The 23,575-nt window shown below is 67.3% G+C and carries 19 protein-coding genes and 1 pseudogene; 8 read left to right on the top strand and 12 right to left on the bottom strand.

Annotation, left to right across the window (positions count from 1 at the left end):
- The first annotated feature begins 4 nt into the window (after positions 1–4).
- The 8 genes and pseudogenes from ASC45_RS07190 (at position 5) to ASC45_RS07160 (ending at position 11,442) form a co-directional block, all read left to right on the top strand.
- Positions 5–619, top strand: coding sequence for a hypothetical protein (locus ASC45_RS07190; RefSeq protein ID WP_055450355.1), 615 nt, complete (start codon positions 5–7; stop codon positions 617–619).
- Positions 616–1,368, top strand: coding sequence for an oxygen-binding di-iron domain-containing protein (locus ASC45_RS07185; RefSeq protein WP_055450354.1), 753 nt, complete (start codon positions 616–618; stop codon positions 1,366–1,368). The genes ASC45_RS07190 and ASC45_RS07185 overlap by 4 nt, the downstream gene beginning before the upstream one ends.
- A gap of 56 nt (positions 1,369–1,424) precedes the next feature.
- Positions 1,425–2,240, top strand: a pseudogene (locus tag ASC45_RS16155) (methyl-accepting chemotaxis protein); the annotation flags it as partial.
- A 24-nt stretch (positions 2,241–2,264) separates the two neighbouring features.
- Positions 2,265–2,669: a CZB domain-containing protein gene (locus tag ASC45_RS16225; protein WP_425427611.1), complete on the top strand. Its 405-nt coding sequence runs from the start codon at positions 2,265–2,267 to the stop codon at positions 2,667–2,669.
- Between the two features lie 296 nt (positions 2,670–2,965).
- Entirely contained in the window at positions 2,966–4,282 is a 1,317-nt protein-coding gene (locus ASC45_RS07175; protein ID WP_245609984.1) for a methyl-accepting chemotaxis protein, read from the top strand.
- A 41-nt stretch (positions 4,283–4,323) separates the two neighbouring features.
- Positions 4,324–5,289 carry a chemotaxis protein gene (locus tag ASC45_RS07170; protein WP_055450351.1) on the top strand — a complete coding sequence of 322 codons (966 nt, stop codon included), beginning with the start codon at positions 4,324–4,326 and terminating at the stop codon, positions 5,287–5,289.
- Positions 5,290–5,292: 3 nt separating this feature from the next.
- Positions 5,293–6,831: a methyl-accepting chemotaxis protein gene (locus tag ASC45_RS07165; protein WP_055450350.1), complete on the top strand. Its 1,539-nt coding sequence runs from the start codon at positions 5,293–5,295 to the stop codon at positions 6,829–6,831.
- Between the two features lie 117 nt (positions 6,832–6,948).
- A complete protein-coding gene (locus ASC45_RS07160; RefSeq protein WP_055450415.1) occupies positions 6,949–11,442 on the top strand; it encodes an EAL domain-containing protein in 4,494 nt (1,497 codons plus the stop codon).
- 74 nt (positions 11,443–11,516) lie between these two features.
- Here the strand turns inward: ASC45_RS07160 and ASC45_RS07155 are convergent, their stop codons facing one another.
- The 12 genes from ASC45_RS07155 to fliR form a co-directional block, all read right to left on the bottom strand.
- Positions 11,517–13,148, bottom strand: a complete 1,632-nt coding sequence (locus tag ASC45_RS07155; protein ID WP_055450349.1) for a GGDEF domain-containing protein — start codon at positions 13,146–13,148, stop codon at positions 11,517–11,519.
- A gap of 42 nt (positions 13,149–13,190) precedes the next feature.
- Complete coding sequence (locus tag ASC45_RS07150) at positions 13,191–13,526, bottom strand: EscU/YscU/HrcU family type III secretion system export apparatus switch protein (protein ID WP_055450348.1); 336 nt, start codon at positions 13,524–13,526, stop codon at positions 13,191–13,193.
- The gene (gene fliK, locus ASC45_RS07145) at positions 13,523–14,791 is read right to left on the bottom strand and encodes a flagellar hook-length control protein FliK (RefSeq protein WP_055450347.1); all 1,269 of its coding nucleotides are present in this window, start codon (positions 14,789–14,791) and stop codon (positions 13,523–13,525) included. Before fliK ends, ASC45_RS07150 begins: the two co-directional genes overlap by 4 nt.
- 4 nt (positions 14,792–14,795) lie before the next feature.
- Positions 14,796–15,275, bottom strand: coding sequence for a DUF2802 domain-containing protein (locus ASC45_RS07140; RefSeq protein ID WP_055450414.1), 480 nt, complete (start codon positions 15,273–15,275; stop codon positions 14,796–14,798).
- Positions 15,276–15,321: 46 nt separating this feature from the next.
- The gene (locus ASC45_RS07135; protein ID WP_055450346.1) at positions 15,322–15,540 is read right to left on the bottom strand and encodes a hypothetical protein; all 219 of its coding nucleotides are present in this window, start codon (positions 15,538–15,540) and stop codon (positions 15,322–15,324) included.
- An 80-nt stretch (positions 15,541–15,620) separates the two neighbouring features.
- Positions 15,621–16,364, bottom strand: a complete 744-nt coding sequence (locus ASC45_RS07130) for a flagellar motor protein (protein WP_055450345.1) — start codon at positions 16,362–16,364, stop codon at positions 15,621–15,623.
- Positions 16,365–16,407: 43 nt separating this feature from the next.
- Entirely contained in the window at positions 16,408–17,175 is a 768-nt protein-coding gene (locus ASC45_RS07125) for a FliA/WhiG family RNA polymerase sigma factor (protein WP_245609983.1), read from the bottom strand.
- A 19-nt stretch (positions 17,176–17,194) separates the two neighbouring features.
- Positions 17,195–18,043, bottom strand: a complete 849-nt coding sequence (locus ASC45_RS07120; protein ID WP_055450343.1) for a MinD/ParA family protein — start codon at positions 18,041–18,043, stop codon at positions 17,195–17,197.
- 20 nt (positions 18,044–18,063) lie between these two features.
- Entirely contained in the window at positions 18,064–19,497 is a 1,434-nt protein-coding gene (gene flhF, locus ASC45_RS07115; RefSeq protein WP_055450342.1) for a flagellar biosynthesis GTPase FlhF, read from the bottom strand.
- A 17-nt stretch (positions 19,498–19,514) separates the two neighbouring features.
- Entirely contained in the window at positions 19,515–21,620 is a 2,106-nt protein-coding gene (gene flhA / locus ASC45_RS07110) for a flagellar biosynthesis protein FlhA (RefSeq protein WP_055450341.1), read from the bottom strand.
- A gap of 6 nt (positions 21,621–21,626) precedes the next feature.
- Positions 21,627–22,748 (bottom strand): flagellar biosynthesis protein FlhB, encoded by a 1,122-nt coding sequence (flhB, locus tag ASC45_RS07105; protein WP_055450340.1) that lies wholly within the window; start codon positions 22,746–22,748, stop codon positions 21,627–21,629.
- A 21-nt stretch (positions 22,749–22,769) separates the two neighbouring features.
- Complete coding sequence (gene fliR / locus ASC45_RS07100) at positions 22,770–23,561, bottom strand: flagellar biosynthetic protein FliR (protein WP_055450339.1); 792 nt, start codon at positions 23,559–23,561, stop codon at positions 22,770–22,772.
- Positions 23,562–23,575 lie beyond the last annotated feature (14 nt).

Genomic DNA, 23,575 nt, shown 5'->3' with positions numbered 1-23,575 from the left:
CATCATGGACGACCAATCCCTCGACACCCTGCGCCGCGACTTCATCGCCGTGGCCGACGCCACCTACGCCTTCCAGGGTGCGCTGAAAAAGCGCCTGCGCGAAATCGACCGCAAGGCGCTCAACGCCCAGGTGCTGGTCAAGCGCCACGGCAAGGAACTCGCTGGCTATGGCGTGGTGGCGCAGGCCTTCCGCGAAGGCGCGCAGGCCATGCAACTTGCTGCCGATCACGTGCAAAAGCTCATCAACCCGTTGATGCTGCACTTCATGGAAACGCTGCGCGACGTGCAGCAGATGGAGAGCCTGCGCCACATTCAGAGCGCCGCAACCGGCAACTGCCCGGCTCTGGCCGAGCGCATGCGCCGCCATGCCGAAATGCAGGATCGCCACGCCGCCGGCAGCCGCCGCGCCGGGCTGGCGCTGAACACGGCGCTCGACCGCTTCCAGTCCGTCATCGCTGAACTCGACTATGTGGTGGTGAACGGCCGCATCGAAGCCGCGCTCAAGGGCGCAGTCAACGCCCCTCTTGCCCAGGTCTCTCTGGAAATGGATCGCTCCGTCAACGGGGTGCAGGAATTGCTGCGCGCCTACCGCCAACAAATCGAAAGGATCATCGAATGAAATCGCTGCCGTTTTTCAGCCAGGGCAACCACCACTGGAACATCATTTACGACCAGGACGAGCGCCGCGTCATCGATTCCAACGTCTATGCGCTGAGTGTGGACGATCAGACCATGATCCTCGATCCGGGCGGATTCGAGATCTTCCCGCAGGTGTTCAGCGCCCTGGTCGAAGTCGCCCCGCCCGGTTCGCTCAAGGCCGCCTTCGTCAGCCATCAAGACCCCGACATCGCCTCCAGCCTGCCGCTGTGGAATGCCTGCAACCCCGACATCGCCTGGTATGTGCCCAAGCTGTGGAGCGGGTTCATCCGCCACTACGGCGCGCTCGATGCCGACCTGCGCGACATCCCCGATGAAGGCGGCGAAATGACCCTGGGCTCGGCGCGGCTGCAGTTCGTGCCTGCGCACTACCTGCACTCCTCGGCGAATTTCCATGTGTACGACAGCTTCGCCAAGGTGCTGTTTTCCGGTGATGTCGGCGCGGCCCTGCTGCCCGTGGGCCACGCGCCGTTCGTCGACCGCCGCAACATCGAAACGCCGGCTGCCTTCGACGAGCACATCAAGTCGGCCGAGTATTTCCACAAGCGCTGGATGCCCTCGATGGCCGCCAAGCGCAACTGGTGCGAACGCGTGTCCAAGATGGACATCGACTTCCTCGCCCCGCAGCACGGCGCAATCTACACCGGCCAGAACGTCAAGCGCTTCATCGAGTGGTTCGACGCCCTCAAGGTGGGCAGCGCCATCGAGTAAAGCCGCCTTCCGCAATCTTCTGATCGACATTCAACGTTCTTTTCACGAGACGCATCATGGACGCCACCGCCCTCCACTATCTGCAACAAGCGTTAGAGCCGCTCGACAGCCTCGAAATGCTGGCCGAGGCCGACGCCGCCATGGAAAACCCCGTGTTCTTCATGAACCGCACCGCGCGCGAAACCATGGAGCGCTTTCACGCCACGCTCAACTCCGCATTGCGAGGCGCCGACGTGCGCAGCGCCCTGCACCACTCGATCCACCAGTTCCACAAAGACCCCGAGCGCATCCGCGCCATCCTGCGTCGCCTGGCCGATGGCAGCCTGGACAAGCATGTGCAGGAAATGCCGATCGGGAAAGTCACGTTCTCGCTGGTCTTCGTCGCCGTGCGCGACCCTGCCGGACAGGTCATCGCCTTTCACGCCAGCTGGCGCGACATCTCGCACATGAAAGATGTCAGTCAGGTCAGCGATCGGCTCAAGGAAGTGGTGAGCACCCTCAATGGCGCGGCTGGCGAGATCCGCCAGTCGATGACCTCGGTGGACACCGCCATCGGCAACGTCGGCCGGGCGATCCAGGGCAACGGCACCGCGGTGTCGGAGCTGCAGGGACAGGTCGATGCCATCAGCACCATCGTGCGCAACATCCGCGAAATCTCCTACCAGACCAATCTGCTGGCGCTCAACGCCGCCATCGAGGCCGCCCGCGCCGGCGAACACGGCCGTGGCTTCGCGGTGGTCGCGGACGAGGTGCGCAACCTCGCCCGCCGGGTGCAGGCGGCCACCGCCGAGGTCGAGTCCAACACCACGGCCATCGGCCAGCAGGCGCACGACATCGCCGTCACCAGCGCCAGCTCCAGCAAGGAACTCGACCTGGTGCAGTCGGTCGTGGTGCGCATGAACAATCAGGTCACGCAGATGCAGACCAGCGCCACGCGCATGATGCTGCAATCGGCGCAGGAAGATCACAAAGACTTCGTCAATCACATCCTGGCGGAGACCTGCAAGGACAGGCAGGCCAAGCTGCCCACCGAAGTCACCGATCATCACAACTGCCGCCTCGGGCGCTGGTATGACAGCCAGGGGCAGGCAGCCTTCGGCGGTCTGTCGGCCTTTCGTGCTCTCGAAGCGCCGCACGCGCAGATTCACGCCACCGCCCGCCAACTGCTCGAAGCCGTGCACGCGGGGCAGCGCGACCAGGTGGCGCGGCTCTCGGCCTCGCTCAGCGACCAGGAAGGCCTCATCGTTGATCGTCTGCAGGCGCTGAGTGACGCCATCGAAGGCAACAGCGCCGCTCACTGAGACTGCGCCGACACGACAACCGGAGACCGTCCGTGGAACCCGATCAAGCCGACATGACCGCCGTGATGGAAGCGGAGGCACCCGCCCCCTCCGGGCCGTCCCCCCTCCCGACCTCCCCCACTGCTGGGGGAGGAGACAGACTCCCTCTCCCAGCGGGAGAGGGTTGGGGTGAGGGGCCGCTCCCTCTCCCTCGGGGAGAGGGCCGGGGTGAGGGGCCGCTCCCTCTCCCTCGGGGAGAGGGCCGGGGTGAGGGGCTGCGCACCCACACCATCCCCTCCGGCGGCCTGCTCGAGCGCGTGCGCGAAGACCGCGAGCGGGTGCTGCAAGCCGTGCTCGACCTGCTCAGCGGCCGTGGCGACGGTGCGCTGCGCGACATCGACCTCATCGACGCGGCCGCCTGGGCGGAGAGGCTCGGCGGCGTGCGCCAGATGCTGCTCCACGGCGTGGACGCGCTGCGCACCACCACCCAATCGCTGGCCTTTGCCGAAAGCCGCACCGCCGGGTTCGACCACGACATCCACGGTCTGTCGCAAAGCGTGGGCGACATGGCCGCGCGGCTACAAAGCGCGGCGATCCACACCCACACGGCGCAGACCCAGCTCGACGATCTGCGCGCCAATGTCGACGCCACGACCGAATCGGTGCAGCGCAGCAGCCAGGCGATAGACACCACCCTGGGCGAAGTGGCCGACGTGTCGCGCTTCATCGCCAATACCGAGACCAAGCTCACCGGCTTTGTCGACGCGGTGCGCTCGGTCGAGGCACTCACCGCAGGCATCAGCGAAATCGCCTCGCAGACCAATCTGCTCGCGCTCAACGCGGCCATCGAGGCGGCGCGCGCCGGCGAACATGGTCGCGGCTTCGCCGTGGTGGCCGACGAGGTGCGCAACCTGGCGCGCAAGACCGCCCGCATTACCCACGAGATCGAGGAACTCACCCACAGCCTGCGCGACCAGTCGGCCGACGTCGGCACCGGCATGTCCCGCTCCGTGCAGCGGGTCGAGCGGGTCGGGGCACTGGTCACCAATATCGGCGACACGCTGGGCGACGTGAAGACCATGCTCGGCAAGGTTCGCACCGTCACCGCGGAACAGACCGGACTGATGCGCCAGCTGGTGAGCGACGCCGACCGCCAGCGCCTCGACGCCGAGCAGTCTGCCGCACTGATGAAAGTGCTCGTGGGCCGCTTCGAGGCCATGATGCAACTCATCCGCGCCTCGCGCGAGCAGCTCAAGACCGGCGTGACCGCAGTCTCCAAATGGCCCGACACCGCCGTCACCCTGCGGGTGTCTCTGGCCATGCATTACCAGTGGATCGGCCAGCTGCTGACCGCCGCACAGAAACAGGAAAAGGTGGATATGGACGTGTCCAACTTCCACGGCTGCTTCTTCGGCAAGTGGTACTTCGGCGCGGGCGCGGCCTACTTCGGCAGCGATGCCGGGTTTGCCGACGTCAATTCCGTTCACCAGGACGTGCACCGCACCGGGCAGGCGCTGGTGGAAGCCATCCGCACCGACAACACCGCCCGCACCACCGAACTCGCCGCTCGCCTGGAAGACCTGAGCAACACCATCACCGAACGGCTCGAAGCGCTGATGCGCCAGATTCCCTGACCGACCCCAGATTGCCCCAACAAGCCCACAGGACCCACACCATGAACTCCTCCGTTTTGCAAGAAGTCGACGAGCGCTCGAATCTCGCCGGCACCAACAAATTCGAACTCCTGCTGTTCCGCCTGGGCGAGGAAAACCAGTCCAACCGGCGCGAGCTGTTCGGCATCAACGTCTTCAAGGTGCGCGAGGCGCTGGTGATGCCACAGGTCACCGTGATGCCGGGCGCGCCCAAGCATGTGCTGGGTGTGGCGAACATCCGTGGGCAGATCATTCCCGTCATCGACCTGCCTGGCGTCGTGGGCTGCACCCCCAAGACGGGGCTGAACATTCTGGTGGTCACCGAGTACGAGCGCTCGGTGCAGGGCTTCGCGGTGGAGGAAGTCGAAGAAATCGTGCGCCTGGAATGGAGCAAGGTGCTCTCGGCCGAGGCCAACGCCGTGGGCGGCATGGTGACCAGCATCGCCCGGCTGGAAGATGATCAGGCGACGCGCCTGGCGCTGGTGCTCGACGTCGAGAAGGTGCTGCGCGACGTGCTGCCCTCGCGTGTGCACGAAGTCAAGGACACGCATCACATGGGCCCGGCTCTGGGGCTCAAGCCCGGCGCCATCGTGCTCACCGCAGACGATTCCTTCGTCGCCCGCAGCCAGATCGAGAAGGCCTTGCAGGCGCTGCAAGCGCCCTTCGTCAGCACCAAGACCGGCAAGGAGGCCTGGGATCGTCTGCAGGCCCTCGCCGCCGAGGCGCAGGCCGAGGGCAAACGGGTGGAAGACAAGGTGCAGCTCGTGCTCACCGACCTGGAAATGCCCGAGATGGACGGCTTCACCCTCACCCGCAAGATCAAGCAGGACGATCGCTTCAAGAACATTCCGGTGGTCATTCATTCCTCGCTGTCGGGCTCGGCCAACGAAGACCATGCCCGCAGCGTCGGCGCCGACGCCTATGTGGCCAAGTTCGTCGCCGACGAACTGGCTCAGACCATCCGTCGCGTGCTCGCAGCACACGCCTGAGCCATGGACACGGCCCCCGTCACCGCCACCGAGGCCGACGCCGCGTCGTCGGTCTCCAACCCCGCGGCCTTCCTTGAACACCTGCTCACACAGCGACCCATCGACCTGACCCAGGCCGCGCCCGAGGGCTGCGGCCACGCGCTGGACGAGTTCCTGTCCGTGGTCACGCATCTGGTGGACACCACCACGCACAACGCCACTGGCGTGGCCTACGGCATTGCGCGCATCAGCTTCGAGGCCCGCACCGCCACGCAGGACGCGCAGAAAAGCGCCCAGGCCCAGACCGAGCGCATCGCCGCCATGGGTGAGAGTCTTGAGCGCTTCATCCGCGGCATCGTCTCGGTGCAGGGACAGACCGAAGCCCTACGCGCCGACTCGCAGAGCATCAACCTGCTGAGCACCCGTGGCGCGCGCGAGGCGCACGAGGCCAAGGGCGTGTTCGAGCAGCTTGCCCAGACCACCAGCAGCAACCAGGCCGAAATCCAGACCCTGGGCGCGCGGTTCGCGCAGGTCACCGCGGTGACGCAGGTCATCAAGGACATCGCGCAGAAAACCAGTCTGCTCGCGCTCAACGCCAATATCGAGGCCGCCCGCGTCGGCGAGGCCGGGCGCGGCTTTGCCGTGGTGGCCGACGAAATCCGCAAGCTGGCCATGAGCACGCAGAAGTCGGTCGAGAGCATCGCCACTTTTGCCGCCGAAGTCAGCCGCAGCCTGCAGATCGTGACCCAATCGACCGCCCAGTTCGCCACCCAGATGGAAAGCGGCCAGGCGCTGGCCACGGCCATGTCCAACAATTTTCAGGACATCGCCCGCAGCATCGAGGCCATGAACGGCGGAGTGAACAAGGTCTATACCCAGCTCGGCGAGGAGGTGGACGCGGTGCGCGCCATCAGTGGCGAGTTCGCCGCGCTTTCCAGCACGGTGCAGGCCAGCGCCCGCCAGACCATTGCCACCAGCGAGCGCATTGCCGACGAGGTGCAGCAGTCGCTCAACGCCAGCCAGACGCTGTTCGAGGCTGCCACGCAGTTCGTCACGGCCTCCAAGACCAGCCAGGTCATGCGCGATCTCGATGCCGCCTGCAAAGAGATCGAGGCGGCGCTGGAGCAGGCGCTGGCCAGCGGCGCGCTCACCGAGCAGGCGCTGTTCGACGAGCATTACGAACCGGTGCCCGGCACCCGGCCGCCGAAGTTCCGCACCCGATTCACCGAGTTCATCAAAAGCCGCATCCAGCCCATCGAAGACGCCTGGCTGGGGCGCAGCGAACAATACCGCTTTGTGCTGTTGGTCGATCGCAACGGCTATGCCGCGGCGCACAACAGCGTGTTCGACCGGCCATTGACCGGCGATTACGCCACCGACCTGATCGGCAACCGCTCGATGCGGCTGTTCGACGACCCAGTCGGCCTCGCCGCCGCGCGCAACGCCAACCCTTACCTGCTGCAGGTCTACGCGCGAGACACCGGCGAGATCATGCAGGAGTTGTCGCGCCCGATCCGGGTGAGCGACCGTCACTGGGGCGCTGTGCGGCTGGCTTTTATCTGAACCACAACCCGGCAACCGTCAGTTTTTTGCCTGATACTGCGATAAGTCGTCAGCGCTTTTCTTCGATTCAGCTCGCATGCTGTTGTAATGCAACGCGAACTTGAGATTCCTTCGCGCATGCCTCACAAAGCCCACTTCCAAACCGACCGCCGCCGCATCCTCATTGTGGTTCTGCTGGGCAATATTCTGCTGGCCGCAGCGGTCGCCTCGATTTTGTGGAACGGCTGGCAGCGCAATGCCACCGGCGTCTCGCGCATTCTGCAGAGTGAAGTGGCCTTTTGGAGTGACGCGCTCAACCAGCGTTTCGACCAACTCCAGTCGACCTGTCTGCTTGCCCAGCAGCAACTGCTACGCAAGCCTGAACTTCTGGCCGCTGCCGGTCCCTGGCTGCGCGACCTCGACAAGATGGTGCCGTTCATCCAGGGCATCACCCTGCTCAACGCCCAGGGCACAGTGCTCAACGTCGAAGGTCAGCGCCTCATCGAGCCCTTGGCATCCACATCGATCGCCAAGCGCCCGGGGTTTGTGAAGGCCCTGAGCGAGCCGGGGCAGATCCAGGTCGGGCGGCCTTTAACCGATGCGCTCCACCCTGACCAGACCCTCTCGCCGGTGTATTGCGCTCTGACCACGGAAGACCCACAGCACCCGGTGGTGATGGTGTTCAACATCGGCCTGCAGCAAGTGCTCAAATCGGTGCACCACCAGCAGCAAAGCCTCGACGGTGCGGGACGCTGGAAGATCGCCATTGGCCTGCTGCGCTCGGACGGGTACCTGCTCGCGCGCCTGCCGGCCCCGCTGCCGCACACCCGCGCCGACCTGGCCCGCGCACCGGCGCGCGGCGTGCTCGCGCGCGAGATCGCGGCCAAACCCGATCAGTCCGGGGGCGTGTTCAGCGGCGCGGTGCAGTCGGTCGGCGGCCAAAGCACCTTCGGCGCCTGGCAAAGGCTCAGCGGGCACCCCATCGTGGCCTTCACCAGCCTGCCCACCCAGGCACTGACGACGCTGTGGTGGCGGCAGTATTGGTCTACGCTGGTCGGCTGGGGGCTGCTGCTGCTGTTGCAGATCGTGGGCGGCGCGCTCATCAGCCGCAGCATGGAGCGCCAGCATCGCCTCGCCCAGATCAACGCCGCGCTGGCGCAGACCAGCAAGGCCGTGGCCGAGGCCACCGACGAGATCGCGCTGTTTCAGAGCATCTGCGACATCGCCATCAGCGCCGGCGGCATGGAACTGGCCTGGATCGGCCGTCCAGGCGCCGATGGCAAGGCGCAGATTCTGGCCGCGGCGGGCAAGACCGGCTATCTCGACGGACTCAGCCTCTCCAGCAACGCAGACGAAATCGGCGGCCAGGGCCCCTTCGGCGTGGTCTGGCGAAGCGCCGAGGCGGTGTTCGTCCAGGGTGGCAAACACCTTGATCTGATCGTGCCCTGGGCCGACCGCATGCGCCAATTCGGGCTGCGCACCATGGCGGCGCTGCCGGTGCTGCGCGGAAGTCGCATCGACGCGGTGCTGAGCATTTACCGCGACAGCCAGGGCCGCATCACCCGCGATCAGCGCGGCCTGCTCGAAGAACTCGCGCGCAGTATGGGCCATGGTCTGGATCGTCTGGATCTCGCCGCCGCCGAGCGCAAAGAGCGCGAAGGCCTTGAACGGCATCAGGAGCTGATCCGCTCGGTGCTGGCGCAGATCGACATTCTCATCAGCGCCCGCAACGACCAGGAGGTGCTGGAAAACACCTGCACCCGGCTGCTGGAAACCGGCCTGTTCGCAGCCGTCTGGGTCGGTCAGCCCGATGCGCAGGAGAAGGTCAAGCCGCTCGCCGTCGGTGGCAACGGGCTGGATACGCTCTCGGCCCAGCCGCCTTTGTCGGTGCGGGCCGATGCGGGCCACGCCCTGGCGCGCGCCTGGCAGACCGGGCAGGAACAACAGGAAGACGACTCGGCCTCCCCTCTGCTGCAGCCCTGGGCCGATTTTTCGCTGCCCGGATGGCAGCCGCTCGCCCTGGCCCTGCCGCTGCGGCGCAACGGCAGCCGCTGGGCGGTGCTGACCTTGGTGATGCTCAATAGCGCCGATCTCGACGATGTCCTGCACGCCCTGCTGCGCCGGGTGGCCAGCCTGATCGAGCAGGCGCTGGGCGAAATCGACCTCAAGACCGATCTGGAAGCCGAGCAGGCGCAGCAGCGGCATCTGGCCCGCCACGACGCCCTCACCGGCCTGCCCAACCGCCTCGCGCTGGAAAGCCATTTGCCCCTGGCCATGGCGCGCGCAAGGCGCCACAAAACGCTGCTGGCCGTGGGCGTGATGGATCTCGACGATTTCAAGCCGGTCAACGACACCCATGGCCATGCCGCCGGCGACCAACTCCTGCGCCAACTGGGCGAGCGCCTCAGCGCCGCGGTGCGAGAAACCGATCTGGTGGCCCGCCTAGGCGGTGACGAGTTCGTGCTCGTGCTCGAAGGCGTGGCGCGGGCCGAAGACCTGCCCATCGTGCTCGACCGCATCCACAGCGCGGTTGAAACCCCCTTCGATCTGGGCGATGGGGTGATGGCCAAGGTCGGCATGAGCCTGGGCGTGACCCTCTACCCTCTCGACGACGTGCAGCCCGAGGTACTGCTGCGCCATGCCGACGCCGCGCTCTATGCCAGCAAGGCGCACAAGCGCGACCGCGCCGCCTGGTGGCAGCCCTGGGGCGATGGCATGGAACAAGTGGCCGCCCGGCCCGACGCCGCGCCGACCAAGGTCGACCCGTACGGTGCGGTGGCCGCGCGCCTGCTTGGGCTGGTGGTCGAGCCGCTGGAGCAAAACGCCCAGACCTTTGTCGAGCACTTCTACGCCGCCCTCGAGCAAGACCCGGAGTCGGCGGCGGTGCTGGCCGCGCTCTCCGCCGACGAGCGCAAGCAACTGCAAAGCCGCCTCATCCATCAGTTCCAGCTGATTCTGCAGCCGGAACTATCGGCCGAGACGCATCTCGACGACGCGCGCCACACCGGCAGCGTTCACGCCCTGGTGGGCGTGAGCACCGGCGCTCTGGTCAAGGGCATGGGCAGCTATCTGCAGAGTCTGCAGGAGCTGCTGGTCGATGCGCCGCTGCGCGACCCCGACCGCACCCTGCTCACCCAAGCCATCACCGCAAGATTGCAGACCGAACTGCACGGGCAGAGTGAAGGCGGCCAAGCCCTGCGCGAGCAGTACCAGGAGATGCTGTACGGCCTGGAGCAGATGCAGCCCGACCTCACCCAATGGGCCGATCTGGCGCGCACCCTGCTCGATGCGGTGGCCGAACTGCCCGGAATGGCCGCCACCGTCATCTACAAGCCCAACGCGCAAGGTGAGTTCGTGCCGGAGTTCACTGCGGGAGCGTTCGACGACTACTGGCACGCGCTGGAGAAAATTGACCGGGCCAATCTCGCCATCGACCCTGCGAGCGAGTTCGGCCAGACGCCCCACCCGCGCTGCTGGCGCAGCGAGCAGATCGAAACCAATGCCAGCTACGTCACCGACGCCCGCATGGCGCCCTGGCGCGCGTCTGCGCACAGCGTGGGCATCCGCAGTTCGGCCGCCGTGCCGGTGAAGGACAGCCGCGGCCGCATGCTCGCCGTCATGGGGCTGTACGGCCGCTACCCCGGCATGTTCAACACCCGCCACATGCTCAGTTTCATGCGCGGCCTGGAGCAATTGTTCGAGCGCGGGCTCTACGGCCTGATGACGCGGCGGGAAACCGCGCTGCTGCCGGTTCGAGACCGCCGCGCCTGGCGCCACCGCCTGTTCAGCGGCGGTCTGGAGATGCATTACCAGCCGCTGGTCGACCTGCGCAGCGGCAGGCCGACCGCGGTGGAGGCGCTGGCGCGGTTGCGGCTCGAAGATGGAGGCCTGATCGGGCCCGGCCAGTTCCTGCCCTCGTTCGGCGCGGCCGAGCTGACGCGGCTGTTCACCCTCGGGCTCGAACAGGCGCTGGAGCAATTGTCGCGGTGGGACGAGACCGATCTGTACCTCGATCTTTCGGTCAACCTGCCGCTGGAAGTGCTGCTCATGCCCGAATGCGCCCGCTGGGTGGCCGACGCCCTGCGCGAGCATCGCATCGCGCCAGAACGCCTGAGCGTCGAAATTCTGGAGGACACCGATTTCCAGAACGACACCGAGCGCGACCGCGCCGTGCGCAGTCTGGCCGAGACCGGCGTGCGGCTGGTGATGGACGATCTGGGCAGCGGTTACAGCAGCCTGCTGCGGCTGCGCACCCTGCCGTTCGACACGGTCAAGATCGATCAGGGCCTGGTACGGCAGATTCCTTCCGAGCAGCAAATAGATGGCGAGGGCATGATCGGCTTCATCGGCGCACTGGTGCGCATGACGCAGGCGCTGGGCCTGAAAGTCGTGGTCGAAGGTCTGGAAACCCCTGCGCTGGTGGAAGTCGCCGCGGTGCTCGGCGCCGACACCGGGCAAGGCTATGCGCTGGCCAAGCCGATGCCGGCCGCCGCAGTGTCCGGCTGGCTGCGCGGTTTTCAGTGGGCTACGCAGACCGTCGAACCCAAGACCGACCTGGGCCTGCGCGCGCGCCACTGGGTTCGCGCCCATACGGAGCGCTCTCGGGCCGCGGCCGGCCCATCGCCTGATTGATGCGGCAACCGCCCCCTCCCAACCTCCCCCGCGTGTGGGGAGGGATGGGGTGGGGCGCTTCCCTGCCCTCTCCCTCAGCCGCGCAGTGTGAAATAGCGCAAAGCGCCCTTGGGCAGACTGCCCCCGGCTTTGGCGCCATCGCAGGGCACGGCAAATTCCACCCGTTTGCGCCCCGCCTGCTTGGCCTGCAACAAGGCCGCATCGACCCGCTGATAGACCGCAGCGAAATCTTCGTCCCGGCACAACTCGCCGACACCCGCGCTGAAGCTCAGCGGAATGCGGCGGCCAGCGGCATCCTGCACCAGGGTCTGGCCGCTGAATGCGTCCAGCAGGCGCTGCACCACCACCAGCGACTGCTGCACCGGCGTGTCGGGCAGCATGAGCATGAACTCCTCACCGCCCATGCGGGCGATGCGGTCGCTCGGTCTGACCAGACGACGCGCCAGAGCGACCAGGGCCTTGAGCACCTCGTCGCCAGTATCGTGGCCGTGGGTGTCGTTGACCTCCTTGAAATGATCGAGATCGAGCAGCACCAGGGTCAGCGGCGAGCGCTGGTGGACGGCGCGCGCCTGCATGCGGCCGAACTCGGCATCGAGGCCGCGGCGGTTGAGCGCACCGGTGAGCGGATCTTCCTGCAACTGCTGGCTGGCCTGCTCCAGCTCGCCTTCCAGCGAGCGAATGCGCTCCTGCGCCGCCTGGGCCTGGCGTTGCGCCTCGGCCAGATGCACACCCAGCTCGCCGCTGCGCTTTTGCATGCTGCGGCTGTCGTCGAGCACGTCCTGCACCAGTTCGCGGATTTCGTCCCACTCGCGACTGCCCTGCAGCCGGTTTAGCCGCTCTTCCATGCGCTGGTTGTATTCGCCGCCTTCTGCGGCATAGTCGCCCAGCTTGCGCACCAGCAGGTCGATCAGCGCCTTGGCGGTGCTGTGCGCGTCGTCCTCGCTCTTGCGCAGCACGCTGTGGCGCACCAGTAGGTCGCGCACCGCGTTCTGCGCCTGTTCGATGCGCTGGGGCTCGAGCGGGTGCTGCAATTGCTCGCTGATGGCCGTGGCCTGCGCCCCCACCCAGGCCTGGGGCACGAAGTCGCCCAGGTGCCCGAGCAGCAGCTTGACCAGGTCGATCAGCCCGTCTCGCACCGCGTCTTCGCTGCTCTGCTCGCGGTCGATGGCCAGCCAGACCTCGCGCGCCTGCGCGCCCAGTTCGGAGGGCTGGGCGGCAGGTTCGTCCACCGCGTCGATCAGCGCCCGCAGTTGCCGCTGCGCGCCTCCGGTACCGCAAAAGGGTTGCACGCCGTGCTTGAGCGCCTGCCGCAGCAGGGCGCGCCACTCGTCGCCGTCGCTTCCGGCTTGCGCCTCGCTCGACGCGGCCTGCAACGATGCAGACTGACTGGCGCTGCGTGCGGGCAGCGCGCTCCAGCGGTCGAGCAACTGTGCGAGTTCGGCCCCGCGCGCATCGGTTGACGGCAGGCTGTCGAGCCGGACGAGCTGCTGGCGCTTTTGCAATTGCGACAGCCCCTGCTGCGAGCGCTCCCATTGTTCGATCAGCCTTTGAAGGTCGCCGCCCCGGTCGGCGGCTTCGGCGCTCGGCGCCGCAGCCCCGTTGTGAAGACTGTCGAAGACCCGCCGGTAGTTGTCTGGCGTGGGCTGAAGCTTGAGTTCGAGCAAGCGCTTGAGCGTGGCGCGCGCCTGATCGGCGATGGTGTTCATGGCGAAAAGTGACTTTGTAAGTGTGTTTTACGCCATCGTATTTCAGCGCGATTCGGGCAGGTGCAAAACCGGAGGTTGCGGCGGCGCCGACCCGGCTTCGAGCCGCCACAGCCAGGCCAGCAGTTCGGCCACGGCGGTGTAGAGCGCAGGCGGAATCTGGCTGTCGAGATCGACGGCCATGAGCAGTTGCACCAATTGCGGCGACTCATGCACGTACACACCGGCCTCCTTGGCGCGGGCGACGATGGCCTCGGCCACCAAGCCCTGCCCTTTGGCGACGACTTGCGGCGCTCCGGCAGCGTCGGCGTCGTAGCGCAGCGCCACGGCCTGGCGCCATTCGGCGCGTGGCCCATGCTCTGGCGGCAGTTGCGTGCTCACGCCGCCTCTCCCCCGGACGACCGCTCCAGTTGAAGCACGCCCACCTCCAGGCCCGAGTTCTGCAAGGCCCTGCGCAACAGGGGCAAGGACGCATCGACACGTTCCTGCGCCTTGGCGTCGTGGCGCAGCACCACATCCACTCGATTGCCGTCCAGCCGCAGCCGCGCCTGCACCGCGCCGAGCTGCGGCAGGTCGAGATCGATCTGGGTGCTCCACGGCCGCTCGGCGCTCGGCTGCGGCCTGCCGCGATCTTCCGGCTCGGGCCGCAGAGTCCAGCGCGCAGTCTGGCCCGGCCAGAGCAGCCCTTCCCAAACGACCTGCCCCTGCATCAGCGCCTGCAATTGCTGCTGGACCACGCCGTGCAGTTCGGCGGGCAGGCGCGCAGCCAGCGCGACAGGGTCGCTCGCCACCTGCGGCCCGCTTTGCACCGTGCTGTAAGCCGCCAGCGCGGCATGTCGCGGCACCGCCACGGCATCGGGCATCGGCGGCGCGGGGTTGGAAGTGGCTGTCGGCGGCGGCGTGGTCGCGGCGTGAGCTTGACTTGCGGGCGGCGGCGCCGAAGGAGGTGCCGATGCCGCAGCGGAGGTCGTTGCGGTCTGCGGCGCCGTCGCCGTTTGGAGCAGGGGCGAAAGTCGGCCCTGCGGCTGCTCCAGCAGGGCCGAGAGCGGCTGCTGGCCCTGCGCCCAGGCGCCCAGGTGACTTTCGTAGAACAGCCCGCTGGCACTCAACGCGCCCGCGAGGCGCTGCGCCGCCTGCGGTGTGGGCATCGCGGGGTCTGGCCATACCGGCATCGCCGCCGCCGTGCGGGCCGCAGACGTGCCCGTGCTTGCGGCACCCGGCTGCGAGGCGCCAGCAGCCTGCATCTGCTGCAGCAGACCGAGCAACTGCCCCGGGCCGGACAACTGCGCCTGCACCGCCGCCGTCTGCCCCTGCTGCGGCGCCAGCAGGAACTGGGCCTGGCCGCTCGGTGAACCGAGATAGATGAGCGGCAGACGCGCGCCGACCTGCGGTGGCGCACCGGGCAAGGTCGCTGCGACCAGCGCGTTGCCCAGACGCAGCATCACCTGGGTCTGCAGGCGACCGTCGGCCGCAGCACCGGCTGCCGCCGCAGCTGCGGGCGACGCCGCCGATTGCACCTGCACCACCTCGGCCTCGAACGCGGTGCCCGGCGCGGCCGAGAACGCGCCACCCTCGGCGCGGGCCGGGGCCGAAGGCCCGACGGGCGAGACCGTTGAGACGCCGTTGAGGACGGGCGGCGTGCTCATGGGATCAGATCGGCTCCTGGCGTAGATGAATGATCAGCTCGGCCTCGGCTTCGCTCAGGCCGCAGCGCTCGGCGATGTCGCGCACCGGCAGCCCTTGCCGCGCCAGAGCGCGGACTTTGGCGCCCACCTCGTCGGCCGGGGGCAGGTCGGGCGACTCGTGCAACACCGGAAAGTCAGTGAACCCGGCGCTGGCCGCTGGGGCTTGCGGGTCAGGCGCAGTCGATGACGTCGAGGGTGTCGGCATGGGCGACGGATCTGAAACCGGCTCGGGCGCGGCATCGGCGCGGGGTGCCAGGGTGAACAGGGCCGAAGGTGGCGGCGTCGCCGCTTCGCGCTCCTGCTCCAGGGTCTGGATGCGCAGTTGAAGGCCGTGGACCTGATCGCGCGTGGTTGCGAGCAGGTCGAGCATGCGCTTGAGGGTAAGGGTCAGCGCGATCTGCAGGGCCACGATCAGCGCGGCGAAGACGAGGAGGATGAGGGTCATGATGGCGCGGAGGATGGCGGGCAAAAAAGGGGGTCAAAGGCCGGGATCAGGCACGGTCGTCGATGTATCGGCCCCGTGGCGCGTCGGGATCGGGCGTCTCGGCCGGGGGTGCATCGGGTGTACCCGCCGGGGCCGAGCCCTCGGGGGGCTGGCGCCCTGCCCTGGGCTTGCGCTCGGGCGACTGCTGCCGACCACGGCCACCGCCATCGGGCAGACGCGATACCGGGTCATAGGCCCCCACCGGGTTGATCGTCGCATCGTCCATGTTCACGCTCCTTCCGGCGGTACCGGGTCACGAAACGCAAGGCAGGAGCCGCACACCGCACCGCCCTGTTCTGCCTCGGCTCAATGCGCGAAATAGCTTTGCAGACGGCCTTCGATGATGCGCGGGTTTTCGCCCTCGGCGATAGCCACCAGGCCATCGACCTGCATTTCCTGCAATTTGGCCCGATTGTGCACGATGCCCTTGAGCTTGTTGGCCACCGGCAGGAAAAACAGGTTGGCCGCGCCCACGCCGTACACCGTGGCGACGAAGGCCACCGCGATGCCGCCGCCGAGCTTGCTCGGATCGGCCAGGTTTTCCATCACGTGAATCAGCCCGAGCACGGCGCCGAGAATGCCCACCGTCGGGGCGTAGCCGCCCGACGACTCGTACACCTTGGCCGCCTGGGTGTCGTGATGCTCGACGGCGCCGATTTCCTGCTCCAGGGTGGATCGGATTTTTTCGGGGTCGGTGCCGTCCACCAGCATCTGCAGGCCCTTTTTCACGAACGGGTCGGGCACCGACTCGACCACGGCTTCCAGCGCCAGCAGGCCGTTCTTGCGCGCGGTGTCGCTCCATTCGAGGATCTGTTTGATGCTCTCTTCGGGGCTGCCCTTGGGCGGCAGCACGATCCACGGCAGCATTTTGAGCGAGCGGAAAAACACCTTGAGCGGGAACTGCAGCATGGTCGCGCCGGTGGTGCCGCCGATCACGATGAGAAAGGCCGTGCCCTGGATGATGGAGCTGATGTGGCCGCCTTCGAGCATCTGCCCCAGCAGGATGGAGCCCAGCGCAACCACGATGCCGATGACACTCAGAATGTCCATGAAGATTCCCCGTCCCTGTTCTGCCGTTTTTCTGTCTGGCCTGTCATCGTGCGGCGCGACGGCCCGATCCGGTTGCCGGTTGCTCGTGCGCCTGCAGCCTGGCCCTCAGCCGCATCACCGCCTGTTTCATGAGCTGGCTCACGCGCGATTCGCTCACCTCGAGCACGCGGCCGATGTCCTTGAGCTGCAGATCTTCCTGGTAATACAGCGACAGCACCAGCTTTTCGCGCTCGGGCAGGTCGAGGATGGCGGCCTGTAGATCGCGCTCCAGCTCGGCGTCCTGCAGCAACGCCTCGGGCAGCAGGCTGGCTTCGTCGGGCGTGCGGTCGGCGTAATCACCGCCGTCGTCGGGCGTGAGGTCTTCGAGGTAGACCAGCTGCATGCTGGTCTCGGCCAGCGCGTCGTAGTACTCGGCCAGCTCCCAGCCCAGATGCGCGGCGATCTCGCCGTCTTCGGGGTGGCGGCCCAGGCGCTGGGTGAGCAGCGCCTCGGCGCGCTCGATCTGGCGCTCCTTGGCGCGGCTGCGGCGGGGCAGCCAGTCGAGCTTGCGCAGTTCGTCGTAGATCGCGCCGCGGATGCGAATGGCCGCGTAGGTGGCGAACTGCGCCGGCGACTGCATTTCACCGCGGTCGAGCGCGTCCCAGAGGCCGATCATGCCCGCCTGTTCCAGATCGGAGAAATCGACCGATGCCGGCAGCTGCGCCGCCATCTGGCCCGCGATGCGCCGCACCATGGGCAGGTGCTTGGCAAGGCGCTCCTCGCGGGTTTCAGGGGCGGGGTAGAGGCCGGGTTTCATCCGATCGGGAGCCATGTGGTCGGTGCAGCGCGCGTCAAGCGGCCTGCTCTGCCCGCAGCCACTGCTGCATGAAGAATTCGATGCGGCCGCTCGGCCCCTGCGGCAGCGGCCAGTTTTTCACCCGGGCGGCCAACGCGGCAAAAGCGGCGGCGGCGGCGCTCTGTGGTGCGGATTCGACCACGGCGCGCTGGCTGCGCACCGCCGCGCGCAACGACGCGTCCAGCGGAATGCTGCCCAGCAGATCGAGCGAGACGTCGAGGTAGCGATCGGCCACGCCGGTAATTTTGGCAAACAGCGCCTGGCCCTCGCGCGCATCGCGCACCATGTTCGGCAGCAGGTGAAAACGCTTGAGACCGTGATGTTTGCTGAGCACTTTGATGAGCGCGTAGGCATCGGCTACCGAAGCGGGCTCGTTGTTCAGCACGACAATGAGATCCTGCGCGGCGCGGCTGAACGTGAGCACATCACCGGCGATGCCCGCGGCACAGTCCACCAGCAGATAGTCCAGAGGAACGTCGAGACTGCTGACCGCGTCGATCAGCCGCGACTGGGTGGCCACGTCGAGCGCGGCCATACTGGCCACGCCGCTGGAAGCCGGCAGCACCAGAATGTCCTGCGGACCGCGCACCAGCACGTCGCTGAGCTGCTTCTCGCCTGAGAGCACATGGCTGATGTTGTAGCGCGGCGTGAGGCCCAGCAGGATGTCGATATTGCCCAGACCCAGATCGGCATCGAACACCATCACCCGCTGGCCGCCACGCGCCAGGGTGATGGCCAGGTTGGCGACCACATTGGTCTTGCCCACGCCGCCCTTGCCGCTGGCGACGGTGATGACCTTGGTCGGGGGGCGCTGCAGGCGGCGCAGTCCTTCGGCTTGATCCATGATGCGTTCTCTAGTGAGGGTCAGGCCGAGGGAGATGACGCGGCCGCAGCGGCAGCGGACATGACGGGGGCGGAGTCGAAACGGGTCACGGGGTCGTGTTCCAGCAAAGCCGTGATCTTAGCCAGCGAAGGCACATGCAGGTCTTCCGGCACGCGCTGGCCGTCGGTGTAGAACCATAGCGGCACGCTGCTTTCGACCAGCCATTGCAGCGCGGCGCCGAAGCTCGGGCTCTCGTCCAGTTTGGTGAGAATCGCCGCCGCAACGGGCAGGCGGCGGTACAGCGCCCAGAGTTCGGCATACGCCGTCGGCGCCAGGCCCGCGCCCACCACCAGCAGGCGGGTGACGCTGTCGCCCAGTGCCTGCAGCCATTGCATCTGCTCGGCCATACGCACGTCGCGCGGGCTCAGGCCGATGCTGTCGATCAGCACATAGCGCCGGTCGGCGAAGTCGCGCAGATGCTGCTGCAGCTCCTCACCGTCGCGCGCCACCGCCACTGGCACGCCCAGAATGCGGCCGTAGATCTTGAGCTGTTCCACGCCGCCGATGCGGTAGGTATCGGTGGTGATCAGCGCCACCGTCCCGGTGCTGTGGCGCAGCACCAGCCGCGCGGCGAGCTTGGCGATGGTGGTGGTCTTGCCGGCCCCCGTCGGGCCGACCAGGGCGTAGATGCCGGGGGCCGACACCGGATCGGCCGCCACCTGCAAGCCCTTGCCGAGATACGCGGCCAGCGCGCCGCGCAGGTTCAGCGCCTGGCTGCCGAGCTGCCGCGCCCGCGCGGTGGAGAAGCCCAGGGACTGGAGCTGTTCGCCCACGGGGGTCAGCGGCCCGGCGTCGGCCAGGCCCGACATCTGCGACTGCATCCACTGGCGCAGATCCTGCAATTCATGGCGCATGGCGCCGAGTTCGTCCTGCGGCTCGGTGCGGCGATCGGTCCGGTGCGGCGGCGCTTCGGTGCGCTCGACACGACTGCCCGGCTGCGCGGCATGTCTTGGGGCGACGGCCAGAGCGGCTGCGTCTTTCTGTTCCAGGGTGATCGGTGCCATCGGCGCCGCTTGCATGGCGGCACTTGCGCTGGCGGACGCCGCCACGCGCGCCACGGCGGGTAAGGGCAGATCGTCGGCGGGCTTGGGCGTCGCATGGGCTGTTCCCTCCCGCCCTGCCGCAACGCTCGGCATGGCTGCAACGGCACTGACCTGCGCTGAATGCGGCTCGCTGCCTGTTGGCTTTGGAGTCGTGTGGGCTTGCGGCGCCGTTGCTGGTGCCGCGGGCTTCGCCGCCTCGGGTTCATGCTCCTCCGACGGAAATCGGCTGGCGTCGAAGTCCACCGCCGCCATAAGTTCGACGCCGCCGACGATTTCCCGATTCGACAGAATCACCGCATCGGCGCCGAGGTCGTTGCGGATGCGGGTGAGCACCTCGCGGGTGTTGGTTCCGGTGTAGCGTTTGATTTTCACGATTGAGGCTCCAGCGTTTACGCGCCCAGCGTGGCGGTGACCTTGACCTGTTTCTGGTCGGGAATTTCAGCATAGGACAGCACGCGCAGGCGCGGCGCACTGCGCGCCAGCAGTCGGGCGAGAAACTGTCGCAACGGCGCGCTCACCAGCAGCACGCCGCTGGCGCCCTGCGCCTCCATGCGCTGCATCAGCTCGCGCGCCTTGTCCATCAGCCGCTGCGCCAGCCCGGGCTCGACCGAGGGCTGCTGCGGATCGGAGCGCAGGCTGGAAAGCAGAATCTGTTCCAGCTGACCGTCGAGCACCGCAGCGGAGAGTTCCTGCCCGTTGGGCGACAGGCTCTGCACGATGTAGGCGCCCAGCGCCAGCCTCACCCGCGCGGTGAGTTCGTCGGTGTCGTTCACCTGTGCGGCGTGTTCGGCCAGCACTTCGGCAATGGTGCGCATGTCGCGGATGGGCACGCCCTCGGTCAGCAGGTTCTGCAGCACCTTGCGCAGCCGGTCGGCGGAGATGAGCTTGGGCACCAGGTCTTCGACCAGCTTGGGCGAGCGCTTGGACAGGTGCGCCAGCAGACCCTCGACTTCCTCGCGCCCCAGAAGCTCGGCGGCATGGGTCTGCAGCAAGTGGTGCAGATGCGTGGCCAGTACCGTGCTGGGATCCACCACGGTATAGCCCAGGGTCTGCGCCCGCTCGCGCTGCTCTTTGTTGATCCACACCGCGGGCAGGCCGAAGGCTGGATCCTTGGTGGGTGTGCCCTGCAGATCGCCCATCACCTGCCCGGGGTTGATGGCCATGAGCAGATCGGGAAAGATCTCGCCGCTGCCCACATCCACGCCCTTGAGGGCAATGCGATAGCCGCCGGGCCGCAGTTCGAGGTTGTCGCGGATGTGCACCGAAGCGACGAGAAAGCCCATCTCCTGCGCGAACTTCTTGCGCACGCCACGAATGCGCCCGAGCAGCTCGCCGCCCTGATTGCGATCGACCAGCGGAATGAGGCGATAGCCCACGTCCAGCGACAGGGTGTCCACCGGCTCGATCTGCTCCCAGCTCACTTCCTCGGGCTCGATCGGCGCCGCCGCCTCGGGCGCGGCCTGAGCCGCCTGCGCGGCGCTGGCTTGCTGCCGCTTGTGCTGCCACCACAGCACCCCACCGAGTACCGCAGCCGCGCCGAGGAAGGCCAAATGAGGCATGCCCGGCACCAGACCGATCAGCCCCAGAATGCCCGCGGTGATGGCCAGCACCCGCGGGTGGGTGAACAACTGGCCGACGAGTTGCCGCCCGATGTCCTGCCCGGTGGACACATTGCTGATGACGATGCCCGCGGCCATGGAGATGACCAGCGCCGGAATCTGCGACACCAGCGCGTCGCCGATGGACAGCAGGGTGTAGTTCTGCGCTGCTTCGCCCAGGCCCAGACCGTGCATGAACACGCCAATGATGAGGCCGCCGATCAGGTTGATGAACAGAATGAGAATGGCCGCCACCGCGTCGCCGCGCACGAACTTGCTGGCACCGTCCATCGCGCCGTAGAAGTCGGCTTCCTGGGCCACGTCGGCGCGGCGATTGCGGGCTTCTTCCTGGTCGATCAAGCCGGCGTTGAGGTCGGCGTCGATGGCCATCTGCTTGCCCGGCATGGCGTCGAGGGTGAAGCGCGCACTCACCTCGGCGATGCGCCCCGCGCCCTTGGTGATCACCACGAAGTTGATCACCACCAGAATGGCGAACACGATGATGCCCACCGCGTAATTGCCGCCCACGACGAACTTGCCGAACGACTCGATCACCGCCCCGGCGGCGCCCTCGCCGTTCTGCCCGTGCAGCAGGATGACGCGCGACGCCGCCACGTTGAGCGACAGCCGCAGCAGCGTGGTGAATAGCAGTGCCGTGGGAAAGGCCGAAAAATCCAGCGGCCGGGTGAGATAGAGAGTCACCAGCATGATGATCAGCGACAACACGATGTTGAAGGTGAACAGCATGTCGAGCACGACGGTGGGCAGCGGCACCACCAGCATCATCAGGATGAGCACCACCAGAATGGGGGCGGTGAGCATGCGCCAGTCGACGCGCCGCAGCAGGGTGCGCCAGGCGGGAAGGCCGGAAGGATTGGGGGAAGTGGTGGTCGCCATGGCGGTTTATTCGTTCACTGCAAAGTCTGCGGGGATCGCCCAGTCGTCCGGCGCCTGGGCCATCTGCGGAGCCGCGCGTAGCTGGAACACATAGGCCAGCAGCAGCGCGACGGCGTTGTACAGGGCCACCGGAATTTCCTGCTCAAGCTCGGCGTGATGGAACAGCGCGCGCGCCAGCGGCGGCGCCTCGATCACCGGCACGCCGTGCTCGGCCGCAATCTCGCGGATGCGCGCTGCCACCAGGTCGGCCCCCAGCGCCAGCACCACCGGGGCACGGTTCTTCCCTTCCTTGTAGGCCAGGGCGACGGCGTAGTGCGTCGGGTTGGTCACGACTACGTCCGCCTTGGGAACGGCCGCCATCATGCGCTGGCGCGCACGCTCGCGCTGCAAGGCCCGCATCTTCTGCTTGATCTGCGGATTGCCTTCGCTCTCGCGCATTTCGTCCTGCATGTCCTGGCGGCTCATCTTGAGCTTTTTGTTCATCTGGAACAGCTGCCAGGGCACGTCCACCGCGGCCACCAGCAGCGTGCCCGCAGCCATCCACAGAAACGCATGCGCGGTGATCTGGCCGAGGCGCATCTGCGCAAACTCGGGCTCCACCTGCAGCAGCCCCAGCAGCGCGCCGCGCTGGTGCCACAGCACGATGCCTCCGATCACCGCGATGACGATGGCCTTGAGCAGCGCCTTGCCCAGTTCGCCCAGACCGGTGACGGAGAACATGCGTCCCAGCCCGGCGATCGGGTCGAGTCGGCTGAAATCGGGTGCCAGCGCCTCGGTGCTGAACACCCAGCCGCCCATGGCCACGCCCCCTGCGGCGCTGACCACGAAGGTGAAGGCCAGCACGGGCACCAGCACCATGACGCCGATGATCAGTACCTTGCCCGCCGCCTGCAACATGGCTGTGGGGTCTTGCGAGGCGGCCGCCGAAACCGTCAGCCCGGTGTGCAGCAGGTCGCGCCCCATGTCGAAAAACCAGCCGCCCGCGGTGGACACCACCGCCGCCATGCCCAGCAGCAACAGGCTGGAGGTGAGATCGCGCGAGCGCGCCACCTGACCCTTCTCGCGCGCCTGCTGCTTGCGTTTCTGCGAGGCCGGTAAGTCCTTGTCCTGTGCGCTGTCTTCAGCCATACGCCACCCTTATCGCGCCCTTCACCGCGCCCCGCCCTGCTGCAGCACCTGGCTCGACAGGCTCAGCCCCACGTCCACCAGATGCTGCACCACGTTCTGCATCACCGGCATGACCAGATACAGCGCCAGAAAGCCCATGATGAAAAACATCGGAAAGCCCACCGCGAACAGATTGAGCTGCGGCGCCAGCTTGGTGAGCACGCCCAGCCCGAGGTTGGCGATGAGCAACACCCCGACGACCGGCGCCGCCAGGGCCAGACCCAGGCTGAAAATCGCCCCGCCGCCCTGCGCCAACGCATACCAGGTCTGCATCGAAAGCCCGAGATTGGGCGCGACCGGCAGCAGCGTGAAGCTGCGCGCGATGACCGCCAGCAACACCAGATGACCGTTCACCGCCAAAAACAGCAGCAGGGTGATCATGTTGAGAAAACTCGCCAGACTGGTGACCTGCACGCCCTGAACCGGGTCGAACAGGGTGGCGAAACCCATGCCCATCTGCAGGCCGATCACGCCCCCGGCGAACTGCACCGCGCTGAGAATCAGCGTCATGCTCAGCCCTATGGCGCCGCCCACCAGCAGTTGCTGCACCACCAGCATCCACGCCCCGGCGGTGCCGAACTGCACCGGCGGCATGGCCGGCAGCGCCGGGACGATGGCCACGGCCACCAGCACCGCCAGCCCGACGCGCAACAGCACCGGCATGCTGCCCATACCGAACACCGGCGCCGCCGACAGCATGGCCAGCACCCGCAGGAACGGCCAGAAGAACGCGCCGATCCACAGCTCGACCTGGGTGCTGGTGAAATGAATCATGGCGTGCGCCTCGG

The sequence above is a fragment of the Thiomonas bhubaneswarensis genome (assembly GCF_001418255.1).
Lineage (GTDB): Bacteria > Pseudomonadota > Gammaproteobacteria > Burkholderiales > Burkholderiaceae_C > Thiomonas > Thiomonas bhubaneswarensis.
This window is presented reverse-complemented; position numbering and strand designations above follow the sequence as displayed.

Excerpts from the sequence above, each read along its gene's own strand:
- flhA (WP_055450341.1), bottom strand. The coding sequence starts at position 21,620 with ATGGCGACCACCACTTCCCCCAATCCTTCCGGCCTTCCCGCCTGGCGC.
- ASC45_RS07140 (WP_055450414.1), bottom strand. The coding sequence starts at position 15,275 with ATGACCCTCATCCTCCTCGTCTTCGCCGCGCTGATCGTGGCCCTGCAG.
- ASC45_RS07120 (WP_055450343.1), bottom strand. The coding sequence starts at position 18,043 with ATGGATCAAGCCGAAGGACTGCGCCGCCTGCAGCGCCCCCCGACCAAG.
- ASC45_RS07185 (WP_055450354.1), top strand. The coding sequence starts at position 616 with ATGAAATCGCTGCCGTTTTTCAGCCAGGGCAACCACCACTGGAACATC.
- ASC45_RS07125 (WP_245609983.1), bottom strand. The coding sequence starts at position 17,175 with ATGGCTCCCGATCGGATGAAACCCGGCCTCTACCCCGCCCCTGAAACC.
- fliR (WP_055450339.1), bottom strand. The coding sequence starts at position 23,561 with ATGATTCATTTCACCAGCACCCAGGTCGAGCTGTGGATCGGCGCGTTC.
- fliK (WP_055450347.1), bottom strand. The coding sequence starts at position 14,791 with ATGAGCACGCCGCCCGTCCTCAACGGCGTCTCAACGGTCTCGCCCGTC.
- flhB (WP_055450340.1), bottom strand. The coding sequence starts at position 22,748 with ATGGCTGAAGACAGCGCACAGGACAAGGACTTACCGGCCTCGCAGAAA.
- ASC45_RS07160 (WP_055450415.1), top strand. The coding sequence starts at position 6,949 with ATGCCTCACAAAGCCCACTTCCAAACCGACCGCCGCCGCATCCTCATT.
- ASC45_RS16225 (WP_425427611.1), top strand. The coding sequence starts at position 2,265 with ATGAACAATCAGGTCACGCAGATGCAGACCAGCGCCACGCGCATGATG.
- ASC45_RS07135 (WP_055450346.1), bottom strand. The coding sequence starts at position 15,540 with ATGGACGATGCGACGATCAACCCGGTGGGGGCCTATGACCCGGTATCG.
- ASC45_RS07170 (WP_055450351.1), top strand. The coding sequence starts at position 4,324 with ATGAACTCCTCCGTTTTGCAAGAAGTCGACGAGCGCTCGAATCTCGCC.
- ASC45_RS07190 (WP_055450355.1), top strand. The coding sequence starts at position 5 with ATGGACGACCAATCCCTCGACACCCTGCGCCGCGACTTCATCGCCGTG.
- ASC45_RS07130 (WP_055450345.1), bottom strand. The coding sequence starts at position 16,364 with ATGGACATTCTGAGTGTCATCGGCATCGTGGTTGCGCTGGGCTCCATC.
- ASC45_RS07165 (WP_055450350.1), top strand. The coding sequence starts at position 5,293 with ATGGACACGGCCCCCGTCACCGCCACCGAGGCCGACGCCGCGTCGTCG.
- ASC45_RS07155 (WP_055450349.1), bottom strand. The coding sequence starts at position 13,148 with ATGAACACCATCGCCGATCAGGCGCGCGCCACGCTCAAGCGCTTGCTC.